Raw genomic sequence first — 16,294 nt, forward strand, 5'->3', positions numbered from 1 at the left:
AGGAGATGTGAGACATGGTGGCAACAGGCCGATCCCTGTTGGGACTGCCTGAGCGTGCTTCGGAGTCGGGGATCTTCTCCCTGGCCGACCTGGAGGACAAGGAACTGGACCAACTGGTGCATCGGTCCCGTGAGTTCTTCACCGACCGGACGGGTCACGACGAACCGCTGCGGGGGAAGATCGCGGGCATCCTGTTCACCAAGACGTCCACCCGCACCCGTACGGCGTTCACCACCGCTGCGCTGCGCCTCGGCGGCCAGGTCATCAGCTACGGCCCGCACGACCTCCAGCTGGAGACGGGCGAGTCCGTGGAGGACACCGGCCGCGTCTTCGGGCGGATGCTCGACATCCTGGTCGCGCGCACCGCGGGCCCCGTGGCCCGGTTGAAGACCCTCTCCTGGGCCGGCGGCATTCCCGTGGTGAATGCCATGGGTCAGGAGGAGCACCCCACCCAGGGCATCTGCGACCTCGCAACCATGGGCCTGCACTTCGGCGCCCTGGACGGCATCAAGGTGCTGTATGTCGGCGAGGGCAACAACAGTGCCGTGGCGCTGACGCACGGCCTGGTCCACTACACCGGGATCGAGCTGACCCTGCTCACCCCGCCCGGCTACGGCGTGCCCGAGGCCGAGTTGGTCCGTGCCCGCGCCCGGGCCGCCGAACGCGGCTCCTCGATCCGGCAGGTCCACGCGCTCGACGAGGCCCCCGACGCCGTCGACGTGGTGTACACGGCCCGCTGGCAGACCACCGGGACATCGAAGCCCAACGCGAACTGGCGTGAGGAATTCCGCTACTTGCACATCGACGGGGCGTTCATGAGCCGCTGGCCGGGTGCCGTGCTCATGCACGACCTGCCGGCCCATCGCGGTGACGAGATCTCCTCGGAGGTACTGGAGGGCGACCGGTCGCTAGCCTGGACCCAGGCGGAGATGAAGCTCACCAGCGCCATGGCGGTTCTGGAGGCTCTGATACAGCCGCGCCAGGGAAGCCAGTGATCAAGGATTCCGTTTGCGATCTCGTCACCGATGACGTCTTCCTGAGGTTCACCGACGTCCTCCCGGGAAGCGAGCTGTATCTCAAGATCGAGGGACTGAATCCGGCTGGCTCCGTGAAGCTCAAGACGGCGGTCGGGCTGATCGAGGACGCCGAGCGGCGCGGTCTGCTCTCTCCGGGCGGACGCGTCGTCGAGTCCTCGTCGGGGAACCTGGGCGTCGCCCTGGCCATGGTCTGCGCCGCGAAGGGCTACGCCTTCAGCTGCGTGACCGACGTCAACGCCGCACCGCACAATGTGGCGTTGATGCGTGCCCTCGGCTCGGCCGTCGCAGTGGTGGACCAGCGGGACGCGAACGGGGGCTTCCTGGGCACGCGCATCGCCCTCATCGAGCGCATGCTGGCGGACGATCCCCTGCTGGTGTGGCCCAATCAGTACGCCAACCCCGCCAATCCGAGGGTCCATCAGACCCGTACAGCCGCAGCGATTCTTGCCGCGATAGAGAACGTGGACTTCCTGTTCGTGGGCGCGGGCACGACCGGCACCCTGACCGGGTGCGCCAGGTACTTCCGTGAGGTCTCGCCCCACACCAGGATCATCGCCGTCGACACGCTCGGCTCGGTCACCTTCGGAACCCCCGCGGGTCCCCGTCACATTCCCGGCCTGGGTACCAGCCGCCGTCCCGAGATCTGCCGCCCCGGCCTGGTCGACGAGGTCGTGCTGATCGAGGAGACCGAGGCGGTACGCACCTGCCGGATGCTCGCCCGGCGGCACGGATTGCTGGCCGGTGGCTCGACCGGCTCGGTGTTCACGGCGGTGCATCGGGCCGCGCCCAACATTCCCGCCGGCTCCCGGGTGGTGGCCATCGCACCGGACATGGGCGAGCGCTATCTCGACACCGTGTACGACGACGACTGGGCCGCCGCTCGCTTCGGCATCGACCCCACTCCTGCTGTCAACACGCTTGCGCGCCGGCAGAGCCCCGAGAAGGAGACACCTTGTTCACGTTCGATGTAGTCAGCGGTACGGTGGCCCGCGAGGTCATCGCCGAGTCACGGCAGGACATCCTCCAGGTCGTGAAAGAGGCCTACCTGGCCCACGAGTCGGGGCAGTCGATCAACCCCAACAGCTACTTCCTGCGGTTCCCCGAGAAGCCCTCGGCACGGATCATCGCGCTGCCCGCGTACCTCGGCGGCGATCACGACGTGGCCGGCATCAAGTGGATCGCGAGTTTTCCGGACAACGTCGCGCGCAACGTTCCCCGTGCCTCCGCGGTACTCCTGCTGAACGACTATGCCACTGGGTATCCGTTCGCCTGCCTGGAGGCGTCCCAGATCAGCGCCGCCCGCACCGCGGCCTCCTGCGTCCTGGGCGCCTCGACCCTGCACGGGTCCACCCACGCGGAGCGGATCGCTGTCGTCGGCGCGGGTGTGATCGCGCGCAACATCCTGGAGTTCTTCACCGCCGGGCAGTGGAAGATCGGCGAGTTCGCGGTGTACGACCAGGTGCCCGGCTACGCGGATGCGCTGGTGTCGTACTCCCGCGAAACGCTGGGGATTCCCGCGACGGGGGCGGACAGCTTGGAGTCCGCGGTGCGCGGCGCGGACGTGGTCGTTCTGGCCACGACGGCTGCCACGCCCTACATCAGCGGCCTCGACGTCTTCTCCGCCAAGCAGACGGTGCTCAACATCTCGCTGCGCGACATCGCCCCCGAGATCGTCCTGGCATCGCACAACGTGGTCGACGACTTCGACCACTGCCTAACCGCCCAGACCTCCCCGCACTTGGCCGAACAGGCCTGCGGCCACCGCGACTTCATCGACGGGACCCTGGCCCAGGCGGTGCTCGGCAAACTGGAGTTCGACGACAGCAAGCCGCGCATCTTCTCCCCCTTCGGGCTGGGCATCCTCGATCTGGCCGTGGGTTCCTTCATCTACCGGCGCGCGGTGGAGTCGGGGCGTACGACCCCGATCGACGGGTTCTTCGCAGAGACCGAGCGCTGGCAGAAGTGAACCCCGCGATCGTGTGGGCGAGCCGCTCACCCAGGACATCGTCTCGGCCCTACGCCGCACCTGGGCCGACGACCCGCTCCCGCTGAGCCGCCCGCAGCCCCGGCTGCGGGCTGTTGCCATGCCGACGTCCCGGCGCGCCAGCAAAGCGACGGCTCGCCCAGGCCCACGACCCGAGGGAGAGGCGCCCCATGTGGCCGAGGGTCACATGGTCCCGGCCCCCGGCCGGAATGCGGGGCCCGTGACCGCGCAGGCGGCGCTGCGGCAGGGGCCCGGCAACGGCGACCCGGCCGGGCTGTCGGTCGTGGAGCTACAGGGCCGCCACTGCGGGTCTGTTGTAGCTGATGGTGGTCTCCGCCACCGTCGTGTGCACGTTCGTCGGCGGGCGCCTGCCCGACACCTGGGGCCGACGGCCGACGTAGATGCTGTCACGCGTTGACTCAGGGCGGGCTTGCTCGGACGGCGCCGGCAGACTCGGGCTGCTGCGACCGCTCCACATATGCTGGTCGTGCTGCCGGCCCGGCCGTCGGCCGTTGGAGGCCAACGGGGGCACCCGGGGCGCGGTCCGGGGACGTACCCGCCGCGCCCACAAGAGCCCCCATCGGCGCCGGCTTTCCGGCGCGGCTGCCGTACCTACCCGTACTGCCCGAACCGCCCGCCCGGTCACGCGTCGGCCGGCACGGCTTCGACCGCAGCCTGTGAACGAGTCCAGATCCGCTCGACAAGCGCGCACACGAACCCCGCTGCCGCGACGATCACCCCGAGGACGATCCAGCCGGGCTTGCCCCAGTTGACGCACATCGCGATGACGACGATAGGCGCCACCGCCTCGGTCAAGCCGTATCCGAGACCGAACACGCCTTGGTACTGGCCATGGGCCTCCGGTCGAGCCAGGGCGAAGGAAAGCTCGAACGCGCCACCCGCCTGCCAGACTTCGGCCAGCGAGTGCACGACGACGCCTACGAGCAGCAGCGTGATCGCAAGCCACGCGGCGGGCCCGGACGCCATGGCGATGAGGATCCAGGACACCAGGAACAGCGGGCCGGACAGCGCGAGCAGCCGCGCCGCGGAGCGCGGCCCGTCGATGGAGCGCGTTGCGGGGACCTGTGTGGCCGCGACGATGGCCGCTTCGAAGAACAGGACGATGGCCGCGATCCATCGCGGCGCCGTCGTGTGCAGGACAATCCACACAGGCAGGCCCGTGACCAGGACAAAATACTGCAGGCTCGCGACCGACGATGCGGCGGTCAGCGCCAGGTAGGGCAGGTCGCGCAGCGCCACCCACCGGCGCTCCTTCTTCGGCTCGGCGCTGTCCTTTCCGGCGGAGCGAGTCGGGGGGATGTGCGGGAGCCGCGCCAGGATGCCGGCGCCGATCAGGAAGGTGATCGTGTCGGTGAGGATCATGGCCACGTACGCCGGGCGGGTGTCGACGGCCAGGACGACCGCGGCCCCGATGGTCCCGATGGCGAGCCCGACGTTGGTCACGGCACGCAGGTACGTACGCAGTTGCGCGCCCTTGCCCTCCTCGGCCAGCGCGCCGATCATCGCGCCGCGCGCGCTGCCCGTTCCCGAGCGGCCGACGGCAGCGGCGGCGGCCACGACCAGCAGCGGCCACAGGCTGTGCACGAACAGGAGGCTGACGCTCGCCACGGCCTCCAGCAGCATGGACCCGATGACCACCTCCCGCGCGCCGCGCCGGTCCGCCTGGTCACCGATCAGTACTCCGGCGCCGAAGCCGGTCAGCGACCCCACCGTGAGGCCGATACCTGCGTTCGTCGGACTCAACCCGGCGGACCTGATGAGGAAGATCGTCCCTGTGGACAGGAATATCCCCATGCCGATGGTGTTGACGACGGTCGACAGCGCGAGCAGTCGCTGGCGGGGATCCTGTGGACCACTCAGCGCGGTGCGGAGCCTGGTCAGCTGGTTCATGGTGTTCACCTGGTTTCTCTCTCTCGAACTGCGACCTGCGCAGGGGGTTCACAGGCGTCGCCGTGCGCACCGAGAGGCCTGTGGTGCGGCCTCTTCGGTGAGCACGGCGACGCGGTAGGGCAGGTTTCGCCAGTACGTTCAGGAAGCTGAAAGGAGGGCGTCCTCGAGCCGGACGAGGTGCGCCTGGGTCCATCGGGCCACGCGGCGGGCGCAGTCGCCGTCGGACTCCCCGGAACGGGCACCGTCCAGGACCATCGAACGATATTCGTCGACCGTGATCCCGCATTCCGGCGTGCCTTCGAGACGGCGCAGCATCCACTTCTTGCGTCGGCACAGCTGCCCGGCCAGGACCAGACTCGCGTCCGCGATGTGCTCTGCCGCGATGTCGGCGGACACACAAGCCGACATGAAGTCACCGGAGTCGAGCTGGCCGGCGACATCGGTGAGGGAGTTCTCCGTGTCGGCCTTGAGGAGGCGGGCGAGCGCCCGCTTGTACGACGAGCGGTCGAGCAGCTCGTTCATTTCCTGGAAGAATTTCTCGTTCTTCAGCGGAATGCCGATGGAGAGTCGGTAGACGAAATCCTGGAGAAAATCACCCATGGAACAGAACTCGACCTCGGTTTCGAGGTAGCGCGCCAGCGCCGTGGCGAGCGTGTCGGTCGGCCACACCTTCAGGTCGACGCGCGCACCGTCGTAGACGCCCATCCAGTTGTGCCAGCGGATCCCGCTGGGGTCGGCGCCGGGCCAGGTCTCCATGGTCTCGTCGACCGGAAGAACGAGTTCCTTGTCGGAGAACACGTAGAGGTCGATGTCGCTGAAGGTATTGCCCCACCCGGCCGCCGTCGAGCCCGTCATACAGACGGCCTCGGCCTCGGCCAGTCCGGGAAAGTGCTTGAGGATGGCTTCGAAGGAAAGGTCCGGCGGAGTGAGGACCCTCGGCTGTGCGCAGATGACGTCGATGACGGGATTAAACATCAGGACCTCCCGGATAGAAGGGATTCTCGGGTTGTGGAATTTCTGTTAGCTTCGTCACGCTGCGCCTTGAATGACGCAGCGGGTAGGATCTGTTTTATGAACATTCCAAAGCAGTCTTCGACGCTGATTCCATGGAGTGCGGAAACAGGGAATGGAATCGCCTGTATATGTATTCCGTGGGCCGGCGCCGGGGCGGCTCCTTTCCGCGCCTGGGCTCCGGCGCTCGCCGACGCAGCCGACGTGTACGGCGTCCGGCTCGCCGGACGTGAGAGCCGGCAGACGGAGCCGCCGGCGACTGCCCTCGGTGCCGTCGTCGACGAGCTGGTCCGGGAGCTGACCGAGCTGGGCGCACCCCGAGTCGCGCTCTTCGGCCACTGCTCCGGGGCGCTGCTGGCCTTTGAGCTGGCGCATGCGCTGCGCCGATCCGGCAGCGCCCCCGAGGTGGTCCATCTGCTGGTCGCGTCCCAACTTCCGCCGCGTGTCTTCCAGAACGCCCGCGTCGACCAGGATCAGGACCTCGCCCGCTACGTGCCCGAGGAGTTCCGGCGAGAACCCGAACTGCTCGAGGTACTCCTCCCGATCCTCACCGCGGATATGAAACTGGTCTCGGACTACGCCCGTTCGGCGGACGCCCCCCTCGATGTGCCGCTCACCGTCGTGTACGGCGCATGCGACGACGAACTCGGCGGCGCCGAGGTCGACGGCTGGCGCCACGAGACCACGGGCCCGACCGCGTTCCGTGAGGTCGTCGGCGCCGATCATCTCTTCAGCGGCACCGCGTGGCTGGAGCTCGCAAAGACGGTCCGTGCCGTGCTGACCTGAGCGGTCCGCCGCCGCGATCCGCTCACGCATCGCCGAGAAACGCCGCGAGCTGCGCGGGAGTCGGGTGGGAGAAGACGTGGACGATCTTCAGGCGCGGCCAGCGTCGGCGCAGGATGTGGACCACCCGCACCACTGTCGCCGACGTGGCTCCCAGGTCGAAGAAGCCCGCGTCCGGGTCGACCAACTCCAGGCCGAGCGCCTCGGCCCACACCGCCGCGATGACGTCGCCGGGGGCGCCTTCCAGAGCGAAGTCGTTCTCCGGGGCGCTGGTGCGCTCAGTCATCCATGGCCTCTCGCAGTGTCGTTCCGACCCGGTGCAGATGGTCGAGATCGCCGGCGTCGAGGACCGTGGCGATCACGCCGTCGATCCCGGCCGCGCGGTACTCCGCGACCTGGCGCCGCACCTCGGCGGGGGTGCCGCAGAGCGCGAGCCCTCGGGCCGCGCTCGGCGCCACGCCCAGCAGGGATCCCAGCCGCTCCAGCGCTTCCTGGAGCTCTGCCTCGGAATCGGTGACGATCGCGGTCCCCAGCCAGGTCTTGCTGATCTCGCCGCTGTCGCGACCCACCGCGGCGCACGCCCGTTCGAGGACCTCTATCTTGTGGCGCACCGTGGCGGGTCCGCCGAAGAAGTTGCACGCGTCCGCGTGCCGAGCCACCAGGGGGATAAGGACGCGTTCGCCGCCGCCGCCGATGAGGATCGGCGGACCGTCGGGATTGACCGGGCCGGGCACATTTAGTGCTTCGTCGACGCTGTGAAACCGGCCGGAGAACCGTGCGGCGTGCTCGGTGAACATCGCGCGGCAGATCTGGACCGCCTCGTCGAGGCGTGCCAGACGTTCCCGAGGCGGCTGGAAGTCCATGCCGTAGGCGCGGCACTCCTCCTCGTGCCAGCCGGCGCCTATGCCGAGGACGGCACGACCGCCGCTGATGATGTCGATGGTGGTCACCATCTTCGCCAGCAGTGCCGGGTTGCGGAATCCATTGCACGAGACGAGCACGCCGAGGCGGGCGGTCGAGGTGACGGCCGCCAGCGCCGCGAGCGTGGTGTACGCCTCCAGGATCGGTTCGTCCGGCTCGCCGACCGACGCGATCTGGTGGACGTGGTCCATGGTCCACAGGCTGTCGAAGCCGGATGCCTCGGCAGCGTGCGCGATGTCCACGATGTGCTGGAAGAGCTTGTTGTCCATGACTCCCGGAAAGGAGTAGCCGGCCAGCTGCAAGCCGACTCGGGTGATCGCGGGGCGGCTCATCCGGCGACTGCCGACTGTGCGAGAGCCGCGGCGTCGGCCGGCGTCAACTCCTCGACGAGACCGAGCTCGAGCAGCCGCTCGCAGAGGTCGTGCACCGGCCGGCGGACCTCCGCGGCGGACAGTCCCAGCTTCTCGGTCACGCCGTCGACCACCTGGGCGAGGTTCCGGCGCCCGTCGATGAGCAGCCAGACCACACGCCCGTCGCTGTCGACCACGTAACGGCCGACCCAGGTCTCGAGCAGTACGCCGCCCTCGGTGCGCTCACTCAGTTCGGCCACCTGACCGGTCATGCGGGCGGTCACGTCCAGTCGGCGGACCAGGGTGGTCTTGTCGTTGACAGTGCTCATGAGGTTGTCTCCATAGCTAGGGTCCGATCGAGGAAAGCTGCGCTGGCAGCGATCGTGGGAGCGATGAACGGCAGGTCGACCGCAATGTCGAGCCCGAGGCCCTCGTTCAGGCGGGCACCGATCTCCACCGCGTACAGGGAGTCGCCGCCGAGGTCGTCCACGAAGTGTGCGTCGTGCGCGATGTGCTCAACGCCCAGGACTTCGCACCAGACCTTCTCGACGTAGGCGACGACGCTCGCCGCATCGGCGCGGCTCGAGCCACGCGGCTCGACGTCCACGGGATCCGGCTGGACCTCGGGGCGCTCGAGCCAGAACCGACGGCGCGTGAACGGATACGTCGGCAGCGGAACCCGGCCGCGCGGCTCGTCGCCGTAGTAGGCGGCCCAGTCGACAGCGACTCCCGCTCGCCACGCCGCGGCCGCCACCTCGGCCAGGTCGAACGACGGGCCGACCAGGACCTGACCGGCCCGCTCGCGGACGGATCCGGCGTCGGCGCCGGTGCAGGCTTCGACAGCTGCCGCCAGTGACGTGGGATCGGCGCCGCCGGCAAGCCACTGCGCGGCCGGACGTGCCCAGTCCGGCGCGTCCATCCGGGAGAAGGTCAGCCCCAGGCGGCGCAGGATCCGGACAACGCCGAGCGCAGCCAGCGTGCCGGCCTGGTGCGGGGCGAGGTCTGTGAGCCCCAGCTGCCCGGTGAGCCCGGCTTCTTCCCTGAGCTCGGCGACCGCTGGGCCCAGTAGCGGCTCGGTGGCGAGCAGCCGCTCTCCCATTCCGGCCAACTCGTCCGGCGTCCCGTGGATTGCCAGAGACCACCGTGTGGTGGGCCGGCCGGCCTCGGCGGGCGAGCGGAGCCGCGCGACGGCCTCGGCCCGGTCGGCGGCGACAGCCGCCCAGCGGCGGGTGAAGCGCGCCCGGCCCACCGCGAGCGTGTGCGCGATGTCGGCCAGCGCGGACAGATCCAGTGACGGCGCCGCCGCGAGCCGGTCGGCGAGTCGCTGCCGCATCCGCTCCAGCTCTTCGTCCGAGCGGGCCGACAGCGCGAGGACCTGACGCGAGCGCGCGGCGTCCGCGGCCGGAACGGCGGACACCGACTCCAGAACCACGTGCGCATTGGACCCCCCGAGGCCGAACGAGCTGACGCCCGCGACACGCGGTCCCTCGGCGTCCCAGGCCCGTGTCTCGGCGGTGACGGTGAAGGGGGTCGAGTCGAGGTCGATCTCGGGGTTCGGGGCGCGGAAATGCAGTGTTCCCGGCATGACGGCCCGCTCGACCGCCAGGGTCGCCTTGATCAGCCCCGCGACGCCCGCCGCCGCGTCGGTGTGCCCGATGTTGGGCTTGACCGCACCCAACGTAAGGGTCCGGGGCTGCCGGTGGGGAGTCGCGAAGACGCGCCGGAGCGCCTCGAACTCGACCGGGTCGCCGATCGCGGTCCCAGTGCCGTGGGCCTCTATGTAGCCGACCTGCTCAGGTGTGATGTCCGCGCGCGCGAGCGCGGTGCGGATGACCGTTTCCTGGCCGTCGATATTCGGGACGGTGAACCCGGCGCGTGATCCGCCGTCGTTGTTGACCGCCCATCCACGGATCACAGCCCTGCGGCGGTCGCGACCGGCCTGCGCGTCGGCGTCGCGCCTGAGCACCACGATTCCGGCGCCGGAGCCCGGTATCGTGCCGGAAGCCCCGGCGTCGAAGGCGCGGCAGCGCCCGTCCGCCGACAGGATCCCGCCCTCGGTGTAGGTGTAGCCGTCGACGTCGGGCATGAGCAGGCTCACGCCACCGGCCAGGGCGATGTCGCAGTCGCCGGCTGCCAGCGACGCACAGGCGAGCGCCACGGCGCTGAGCGCTGTGGCACAGCCGGTCTGCACGGTGATCGCGGGCCCGGTGAGACCGAGCTTGAAGGCGAGTCGCGGTGCGAGGAAGTCCTTCTCGTTGGCCAGGGTGATGCGCACGTCGCCGCCGCGTCCCGCGCGGGCCTCCGTCGGGGCGACGAACTCGCGGAAGTAGTGGTTCTCACCGGAGCCGACGAACACACCGACGACCGCATCACGTTCCCCGGCGTAACCGGCGTCCTCCAGCGCCGCGGACGCCACTTCCAGCAGCACGCGCTGCTGAGGGTCCATGGTGACGGCCTCTGCCGGTGGTACGCGGAAGTGGTCGGCGTCGAACGACTCGATGTCATCGACCTTCGCGACGGCACGCACATGGCGGCCGTCGCTCCCGTCGTCGTCCGGCACGGACTCACCCTCATCCGGACGGCTGACCGACTCGACGCCGTTGACAAGGTTCGTCCAGTACTCCTCGACATCGTCGGCTCCTGCGAAACGTGCCGCCATACCGATCACTGCGATGGGGCGTGCGTGAAGTGGGTTCGGCTGCATATTAAGAACTCCTGGAGGATCAAGGTGCCCTGCGGCCACTCAGCAGGCGGCGGCAGCGCGACGTACGAAGACAAGCGTGAGAAACCACCCGGCCGCGAAAGGGGCCGGTCCGGTGGTGCCGGCGAGGCCTTCAGCGCGCGGGCCGAGCGAATGGCCGCTCGACAGCGGTCGACGGCACCGGCTCACCCCGCACTTCGGGCACGGACCCGCTCGACGAAGTCGGCGAGACGCGGTGCTTCGAACAGCGCGCGCACCGGTACGTCCGCGCCGAGTTCCTGGCGCGTGCGGCTGACGACCTTCATCACCATCAACGAGTGTCCGCCGAGGGCGAAGAAGTCGTCCGCGGACCTCACCTCGGCAACTCCGAGCTCCCCGGCCCAGATACCGGCCACCGCCGCTTCGAGGGAGTCGGTATGGGAGTGATGTGCCTCGGCCGGGTCCACACCCCTCGTCACCGCACGAGCCTGGTCGAGCAGTGCCCGGCGATCGACCTTGCCGTTGGGCGTCAGCGGCATGCGGTCCAGGATCCGCAGTTCATTGGGGACCATGTGGCCGGGCAGCCGATCGCTCAGGAAGGCACGGAGCCCGTCCGCGTCCGGGCCGCCGGAGCGGACGGTCGCCCAGGCGAGCAGCCGGGACCCCACCGACTCGCCGGTGTCCGTCACGACGCAGGCGTCCACGACGTCCGGGTGTGCCTTGAGCGCCGCACCGATCTCGCCGAGTTCGACTCGGTACCCACGGACCTTCACCTGCTGGTCGCGCCGTCCGACGTAGAAGAGCTGGCCGTCGGCCCCCGCCCGTGCGAGATCGCCACTGAGGTAGGTCCGGCGCTGGTCCTGCGGCCCCCAGGACGCCGTGCGGAACGCGCGTGCGGTGGCCTCGTCGTCGTTGAAGTAGCCACGGGCCAGGCCGGGTCCCGAGACCCAGATCTCGCCGACCTTGCCCACCGGAGTAGGCGCGCCATCCTCGTCCCGCAGCGAAACGGCCAGGTCGGACAGCGGCACACCGATGGGGCTGCCGGTGTCGGCGGCCGCGTCCTTCGCCGTGATCCGGCGGTGGGTGACGTGGACGGTCGTCTCGGTGATCCCGTACATGTTCACCACCCGGGGGTGTTCGTCCCCTCGACGGCCGAACCATCCGCCGAGCGAGGCCGGGTCGAGCCGTTCACCGCCGAGGATGATCAACCGCAGGCGGTCGAGCCGGGCTGGCCGGCCCTCGTCGGCAGTGGCCAGTGCGGCCAGGGCCGAGGGCGTCTGGCTGAGGACCGTGACACCCTCGCGGTCGATCAAGTGGAGAAGCTCGTCGGGCGTACGGGCTTTGTCGTCGTCGACGACGACAAGACGGCCGCCGAAAAGCAACGCCCCCCACATCTCCCACACCGAGAAATCGAAGGCGTAGGAGTGCAGCATCGTCCACACGTCGTCGGAGTCCGGACCATAAAGGTCTGCCGTCGCGGTCATGAGCCGGGTGACGTTGCGGTGGGTGATTTGCACACCCTTAGGGGTTCCGGTCGATCCCGACGTGAACATCACGTAGGCGAGATCATCCGGCTCCACCTTTACGCTCGCCGCCGGGCAGTCCCGATCCGAGGTCTCGCCGGCGAACACGAGCGGGCCCGGGTGCCATTTCCCAGCGCGACCGGCGAGCTCCTCATCGGTCAGAAGCACCCGGGGAGCCACCCGCTCGATCAGGCTCTCCAAGCGGGCGTCGGGATAGCGGGGGTCGAGCGGCACATAGGCGGCGCCGGCCATGAGAACGCCGAGAACGGCCGGCACGACCTGGCGGCGGGCGACGAACACCGGCACCAGATCGCCCGGCCGCACACCGGCGGCGGCCAGCCGACCGGCTATGCATCCGGCCAGGTCGTGGAGCTCCGCGTAGGACATCGAAGTACCGCCGGCGGTGAGTGCCGTGGCCTCGGGGCTCGTGGCCGCTTGACGGGAGAACCAGGAGTGCAGCGTATCGGTGGCTACCGCAAGGTCAGTCAATTCAGGTGTATTGATTTCCACTTCCGGCAACTTTTCCCTCGGATATCGAAGCTGGTCGGTTTGGGATCCTAGCCGACGGAAAACTCAGGTCTTCCCTTTAAAGGGTGGCCGAATCGCTGCCACAACGGTAGGGGATCTCCTGCGAGTTGCACGCCTTCAGCATGATGCAGTGCAGGATGTTGACCTAGGCCCGGTCTGGCTGTCGTATGCACCGGTGACTCACACTCAGTAGGAGTGCGACTCATTGGATTGGGAGTGTTCTCGTGGAATCCCCTGAAGCAAACTGGCTGCGGCCGCCGTTGAATGACCTTTCGGAGCTGCCACCGGTAGAGGTTCATTGCCACGGGTTCGGTGATGTCGACTTCTCGGACTTTACGAAGGTCGACCTCGACCGGCTCGAGGAATGGTGCGCACGCGAGGGCGTTTTGAGCCTGCCCACGATGTACCTCCACCGGTCCCAGCTGGCGGAGTTCGAGGCGTTCGTCCGCGAGTACCACCGTATGCGGCGCGACGGCCGGCTCCAGCACATCGCCGGCATCGCCCTGGAGGGCCCGCTGCTCGCCAGCCACGGCGGTACCCCCGCCGCGACGGTCTGGGCGCCCACGCGGCACGAGTGGGAGCGCCTCGCGGCGCTGGGGCCGCACGGTCTCATGTACACCGTGGTGTCGCCGGACGCATTCTCGCCCGCCTCGGAGCTGACCGTTCAGCCCGGCGCCCAGGAGACCGGCTTCGACTGGATCGTCCCCCTGCTCATGGCCCACGGCATCCGCCCGGCACTCGGGCACTTCACCCGGGCCGACCCGGCGGCCAGCGCGGAACTCGTCGATGAAATAGTCGAGTTGGCCTGGCATGCCGAGTGGGCCGGCAACGGTGTCCGGGTCGTCACCGACCACCTCTTCAACGACATGCCGCTCAACATCCGGCACGCGTTCCGCACGTCACAGGCGCGCGCGGAGCGGGACGCGGTCATCGCCTCCTACGACCTGCCCTCGTGGACGCTCGACAGGATGGCGGAGATCGCCGGACCGGTGCCGGCGGCGATCATGCGCCAGGCGGCGGCGGGACGGATCGGCGCCTGCATCAACTTCGATGGCGAGCACGTCGACCTGGCCATCGCGGCACGTGCGGTGCAACTGATGGGCGCCGAGAACTCGATGATGATGACGGACCGCTGCGACTCGGCCCGGCTCGGCGGCCAGGGCCTGCACCACATCGAGGACAACGGCCTGTGGTACCAGCAGGACGGCATCGTCGCGGCAGGCTCCGTGCCCCTCGCCCGTCAGCAGGCCAACGCCCTGTCGCAGGGCCTCACGCCCGCGGAGGTCCACGCCCTCGCGACCGGCACGGCGCACCGGGTGTTCGGCATCTCCGCCATGAAGGACCTGCGCCTCCCCACCGCCTGACGAAACAAGGAGCCACCCATGCTGGAAGCTCTCGACCGGCTGGTCGTCGACTGGTCGGACCTGCCCAAGGCCCGTGCACAGACCCGGGAGATCCTCACCGCGCTCGCCGAGGACAAGGCGACGCTGACCCAACTGCTGGAGCGCGCACGGGAGGAGGAGGACCTCTTCGACAAATGCGAGCACCACCGGCTGCTCGACAAGCTGGTCATCTACGACGCCCTGGACCGCGGTTTCCGTATCCGCGTCCACGTCTCCACAGAGGACCACCGGGACCGGCCGCACGACCACCGGTTCACCTTCACGTCGCTGATCATGCGCGGACAGTACAAGCACGTGCGGCACGAACTGGTCGGGCGCCTGTCCGACGAGGACATCCCGCAGAACGCCCAGGACGACTTCGACGCCGTCCCGACCGACCTGCGGGTCGTGCCCCGGTTCGTCACCAACGAGCAGGCGGGCAACTGCTACACGCTCCACCACAGCGAGATCCACACCACGTATACCACCCCCGACACCGTCTCCCTCTTCCTGCGCGGCCCCGCCGAGAAGGAGCGCTCGATCATCACCGAGCGCGAGACCGGCCGCGTGTGGTGGCGCTTCGGCGAGGACAAGGAAAAGGCCGAACGCCGGGGCATCAAGCGCATCTCCAAGGACTATTTCGACGAGCTCACCGGCCGCCTGCGTGCCATGGAGGTGCTGTGATGGCCACCCGCCCCGGCGACGACCTGCTGGACCCGACCCCGGCGATCCTGCTGGCACCGCCCTCCGATGCCGAAGTGACGATGGCCGAGGCCCTGATGGCCTCGCTGCCCACTGTTCGCTGGAACGAACTCGAGCGCGCGGCGGAGATCACCGACGCGATCGCCCGCCGCCTGGGCGACGACCGCGCGCTGCTGCGCACCCTGGTGGCCCGCGCCATCCGGACGCCCGAGCTGCGGCAGAAGTTCGAGTGCCACGCTCTGGACGACAAGATCGTCATCTGGGACGACCAGGAGAAGGGCCTGCGCATCCGGCTCCGGCTCGCCAACACCGACCAGTACGAGCGGGTGCACAACCACCGGTACAGCTTCACGGCGTACATCCTGCACGGCGCCTACCAGCACACGCTCTACGCGACGGACCAGCCGCTCGACGAGACCGCCGACGTCTCACGGTTCTGGCCGTACTTCGTGCGCGAGGAACCGGCCGGCCGGGTCATCACGCTCGACCACGATCAGCTGCACACCACCATCACCGAGCCCGAGACCATCTCCCTGATGATCCAGAGCCCGGCCCAGAAGCGCCGCGCCTTCATGATCCGGCGCGACAACGGGGACGTGTGGTACCGCTACGGCACCGCCGACGAGTCCGAGGAGCGCCGCTCCGAGGTGCTGATGTCCGACGAGCGGCTGCACCACTGGCTGTCGCGCCTCGAAGCGTTCGGCCTGCTGTGAGCATGTCCTACGGCCACCTCGGCTACGGTCCGTTGCACTGGCAGCGGATCGATCTGTACGGGCCCGCAGAGCCGGAGGAGACCAGGGCGACGGTGGCGGGGGCGACCGTTTCGGCCGCCCCGGTGGTGCTGGTGCACGGCGGCTTCTGGCGGCACGACCGTACGGCGCAGGACCTGGAACCACTGGCCTGTGCCCTGGTCGGACGCGGTCACCGGGTCGCCGTGGTGGAGTATCGGCCGAGCTGGGACGGCGGCGTCTGGCCGGCCGCCGCCGACGACTGCCGTGCCGCGCTGCGGACGCTGGAGGAATCGGACACGAGCTGGGCCGGTGCGACGCTCGTCGGGCACTCGGCCGGCTGCCATCTGCTGCTCGCCTCGATCGCCGGGACGGCCCGCGGAGCCACCGCGGTGCTGCTCGCCCCGGTGACCGACCTCGCCGAGGCATCCCGCCTCGGGGTGGGCGGCGGATCCGTGGACGACTTCCTCGCCGCCCATCTGGCGGTCGGGGGCAGCCACAAGCAGGCCACCCCCGAGCCGCACCCGGCCGATCTCGCTTCGCTCACCGTCGTGAGCGCCGAGCACGACCAAGCCGTGCCAAGGGAATTGACGGACCTTCAGTTGGACGACTGGGTCGGGCGTGGGCTGCCTGTGACATCCGTGCAGGCGCCGGACGCCCGGCACATGCACCTGGTGAATCCGGAGCGCCCGGCCTGCTGCTCCGTCGTACTGCCGCTGCTGGCGGGCCACGCCTCGATCGTGGAGGAATGAGA

The 16,294-nt window shown here is 69.3% G+C and carries 15 protein-coding genes; 8 read left to right on the top strand and 7 right to left on the bottom strand.

The features are described from left to right. Window positions 1-14: 14 nt before the first annotated feature. From NGB36_RS10975 to sbnB, 3 genes are read left to right on the top strand one after another with little or no spacing between them, the layout of a single operon-like run. Window positions 15-995 carry an ornithine carbamoyltransferase gene (locus NGB36_RS10975; protein WP_255920002.1) on the top strand — a complete coding sequence of 327 codons (981 nt, stop codon included), beginning with the start codon at window positions 15-17 and terminating at the stop codon, window positions 993-995. Continuing rightward, the gene (sbnA, locus tag NGB36_RS10980; RefSeq protein WP_255920003.1) at window positions 992-2,008 is read left to right on the top strand and encodes a 2,3-diaminopropionate biosynthesis protein SbnA; all 1,017 of its coding nucleotides are present in this window, start codon (window positions 992-994) and stop codon (window positions 2,006-2,008) included. Before NGB36_RS10975 ends, sbnA begins: the two co-directional genes overlap by 4 nt. Then, window positions 1,990-3,003, top strand: a complete 1,014-nt coding sequence (sbnB, locus tag NGB36_RS10985) for a 2,3-diaminopropionate biosynthesis protein SbnB (RefSeq protein ID WP_255920004.1) — start codon at window positions 1,990-1,992, stop codon at window positions 3,001-3,003. Before sbnA ends, sbnB begins: the two co-directional genes overlap by 19 nt. Before the next feature lie 660 nt (window positions 3,004-3,663). Here the strand turns inward: sbnB and NGB36_RS10990 are convergent. Further along, window positions 3,664-4,932 (bottom strand): MFS transporter, encoded by a 1,269-nt coding sequence (locus tag NGB36_RS10990; protein ID WP_255920005.1) that lies wholly within the window; start codon window positions 4,930-4,932, stop codon window positions 3,664-3,666. A gap of 138 nt (window positions 4,933-5,070) precedes the next feature. Further along, the gene (locus tag NGB36_RS10995) at window positions 5,071-5,907 is read right to left on the bottom strand and encodes a hypothetical protein (protein ID WP_255920006.1); all 837 of its coding nucleotides are present in this window, start codon (window positions 5,905-5,907) and stop codon (window positions 5,071-5,073) included. Window positions 5,908-6,003: 96 nt separating this feature from the next. Between NGB36_RS10995 and NGB36_RS11000 the strand changes: the two genes are divergently transcribed. Then, on the top strand, window positions 6,004-6,729 hold the full coding sequence (locus NGB36_RS11000; protein ID WP_255920007.1) for a thioesterase II family protein: 726 nt from the start codon (window positions 6,004-6,006) through the stop codon (window positions 6,727-6,729). A 22-nt stretch (window positions 6,730-6,751) separates the two neighbouring features. On the opposite strand, the gene NGB36_RS11005 is transcribed toward NGB36_RS11000, so the two are convergent. The 5 genes from NGB36_RS11005 to NGB36_RS11025 all read right to left on the bottom strand — a co-directional run bounded on the left by NGB36_RS11005 (window position 6,752) and on the right by NGB36_RS11025 (window position 12,689). Further along, complete coding sequence (locus tag NGB36_RS11005; RefSeq protein ID WP_255920008.1) at window positions 6,752-7,012, bottom strand: acyl carrier protein; 261 nt, start codon at window positions 7,010-7,012, stop codon at window positions 6,752-6,754. Beyond that, entirely contained in the window at window positions 7,005-7,979 is a 975-nt protein-coding gene (locus NGB36_RS11010; RefSeq protein WP_255920009.1) for a TIGR03560 family F420-dependent LLM class oxidoreductase, read from the bottom strand. The genes NGB36_RS11005 and NGB36_RS11010 overlap by 8 nt, the downstream gene beginning before the upstream one ends. Then, window positions 7,976-8,326, bottom strand: a complete 351-nt coding sequence (locus NGB36_RS11015) for a PqqD family peptide modification chaperone (protein WP_255920010.1) — start codon at window positions 8,324-8,326, stop codon at window positions 7,976-7,978. The genes NGB36_RS11010 and NGB36_RS11015 overlap by 4 nt, the downstream gene beginning before the upstream one ends. Then, window positions 8,323-10,701, bottom strand: a complete 2,379-nt coding sequence (locus NGB36_RS11020) for a polyketide synthase (protein WP_255920011.1) — start codon at window positions 10,699-10,701, stop codon at window positions 8,323-8,325. The genes NGB36_RS11015 and NGB36_RS11020 overlap by 4 nt, the downstream gene beginning before the upstream one ends. A gap of 182 nt (window positions 10,702-10,883) precedes the next feature. Next, window positions 10,884-12,689: an amino acid adenylation domain-containing protein gene (locus NGB36_RS11025; protein ID WP_255920012.1), complete on the bottom strand. Its 1,806-nt coding sequence runs from the start codon at window positions 12,687-12,689 to the stop codon at window positions 10,884-10,886. A gap of 440 nt (window positions 12,690-13,129) precedes the next feature. Between NGB36_RS11025 and NGB36_RS11030 the strand changes: the two genes are divergently transcribed. The 4 genes from NGB36_RS11030 to NGB36_RS11045 are packed head-to-tail and all read left to right on the top strand — an operon-like array spanning window position 13,130 to window position 16,292. Beyond that, the gene (locus NGB36_RS11030) at window positions 13,130-14,092 is read left to right on the top strand and encodes a hypothetical protein (RefSeq protein ID WP_255920013.1); all 963 of its coding nucleotides are present in this window, start codon (window positions 13,130-13,132) and stop codon (window positions 14,090-14,092) included. Window positions 14,093-14,110: 18 nt separating this feature from the next. Further along, on the top strand, window positions 14,111-14,794 hold the full coding sequence (locus NGB36_RS11035; protein ID WP_255920014.1) for a hypothetical protein: 684 nt from the start codon (window positions 14,111-14,113) through the stop codon (window positions 14,792-14,794). Continuing rightward, window positions 14,794-15,525: a hypothetical protein gene (locus tag NGB36_RS11040; protein WP_255920015.1), complete on the top strand. Its 732-nt coding sequence runs from the start codon at window positions 14,794-14,796 to the stop codon at window positions 15,523-15,525. Before NGB36_RS11035 ends, NGB36_RS11040 begins: the two co-directional genes overlap by 1 nt. Window positions 15,526-15,527: 2 nt before the next feature. Next, window positions 15,528-16,292: an alpha/beta hydrolase gene (locus tag NGB36_RS11045; RefSeq protein WP_255920016.1), complete on the top strand. Its 765-nt coding sequence runs from the start codon at window positions 15,528-15,530 to the stop codon at window positions 16,290-16,292. The last annotated feature ends 2 nt before the right edge of the window (window positions 16,293-16,294 follow it).

The organism is Streptomyces humicola, from assembly GCF_024436035.1.
In the GTDB taxonomy this organism is placed as follows: Bacteria; Actinomycetota; Actinomycetes; order Streptomycetales; family Streptomycetaceae; genus Streptantibioticus_B; species Streptantibioticus_B humicola.

What these genes read in the sequence shown, in the direction of transcription:
- NGB36_RS11045 (WP_255920016.1), top strand. Translation starts at nt 15,528, where the DNA reads ATGTCCTACGGCCACCTCGGCTACGGTCCGTTGCACTGGCAGCGGATC.
- NGB36_RS10975 (WP_255920002.1), top strand. Translation starts at nt 15, where the DNA reads ATGGTGGCAACAGGCCGATCCCTGTTGGGACTGCCTGAGCGTGCTTCG.
- NGB36_RS11005 (WP_255920008.1), bottom strand. Translation starts at nt 7,012, where the DNA reads ATGACTGAGCGCACCAGCGCCCCGGAGAACGACTTCGCTCTGGAAGGC.
- NGB36_RS11035 (WP_255920014.1), top strand. Translation starts at nt 14,111, where the DNA reads ATGCTGGAAGCTCTCGACCGGCTGGTCGTCGACTGGTCGGACCTGCCC.
- NGB36_RS10990 (WP_255920005.1), bottom strand. Translation starts at nt 4,932, where the DNA reads ATGAACCAGCTGACCAGGCTCCGCACCGCGCTGAGTGGTCCACAGGAT.
- NGB36_RS11010 (WP_255920009.1), bottom strand. Translation starts at nt 7,979, where the DNA reads ATGAGCCGCCCCGCGATCACCCGAGTCGGCTTGCAGCTGGCCGGCTAC.
- NGB36_RS10995 (WP_255920006.1), bottom strand. Translation starts at nt 5,907, where the DNA reads ATGTTTAATCCCGTCATCGACGTCATCTGCGCACAGCCGAGGGTCCTC.
- NGB36_RS11030 (WP_255920013.1), top strand. Translation starts at nt 13,130, where the DNA reads ATGTACCTCCACCGGTCCCAGCTGGCGGAGTTCGAGGCGTTCGTCCGC.
- NGB36_RS11015 (WP_255920010.1), bottom strand. Translation starts at nt 8,326, where the DNA reads ATGAGCACTGTCAACGACAAGACCACCCTGGTCCGCCGACTGGACGTG.
- NGB36_RS11020 (WP_255920011.1), bottom strand. Translation starts at nt 10,701, where the DNA reads ATGCAGCCGAACCCACTTCACGCACGCCCCATCGCAGTGATCGGTATG.
- NGB36_RS11000 (WP_255920007.1), top strand. Translation starts at nt 6,004, where the DNA reads ATGAACATTCCAAAGCAGTCTTCGACGCTGATTCCATGGAGTGCGGAA.
- NGB36_RS11040 (WP_255920015.1), top strand. Translation starts at nt 14,794, where the DNA reads ATGGCCACCCGCCCCGGCGACGACCTGCTGGACCCGACCCCGGCGATC.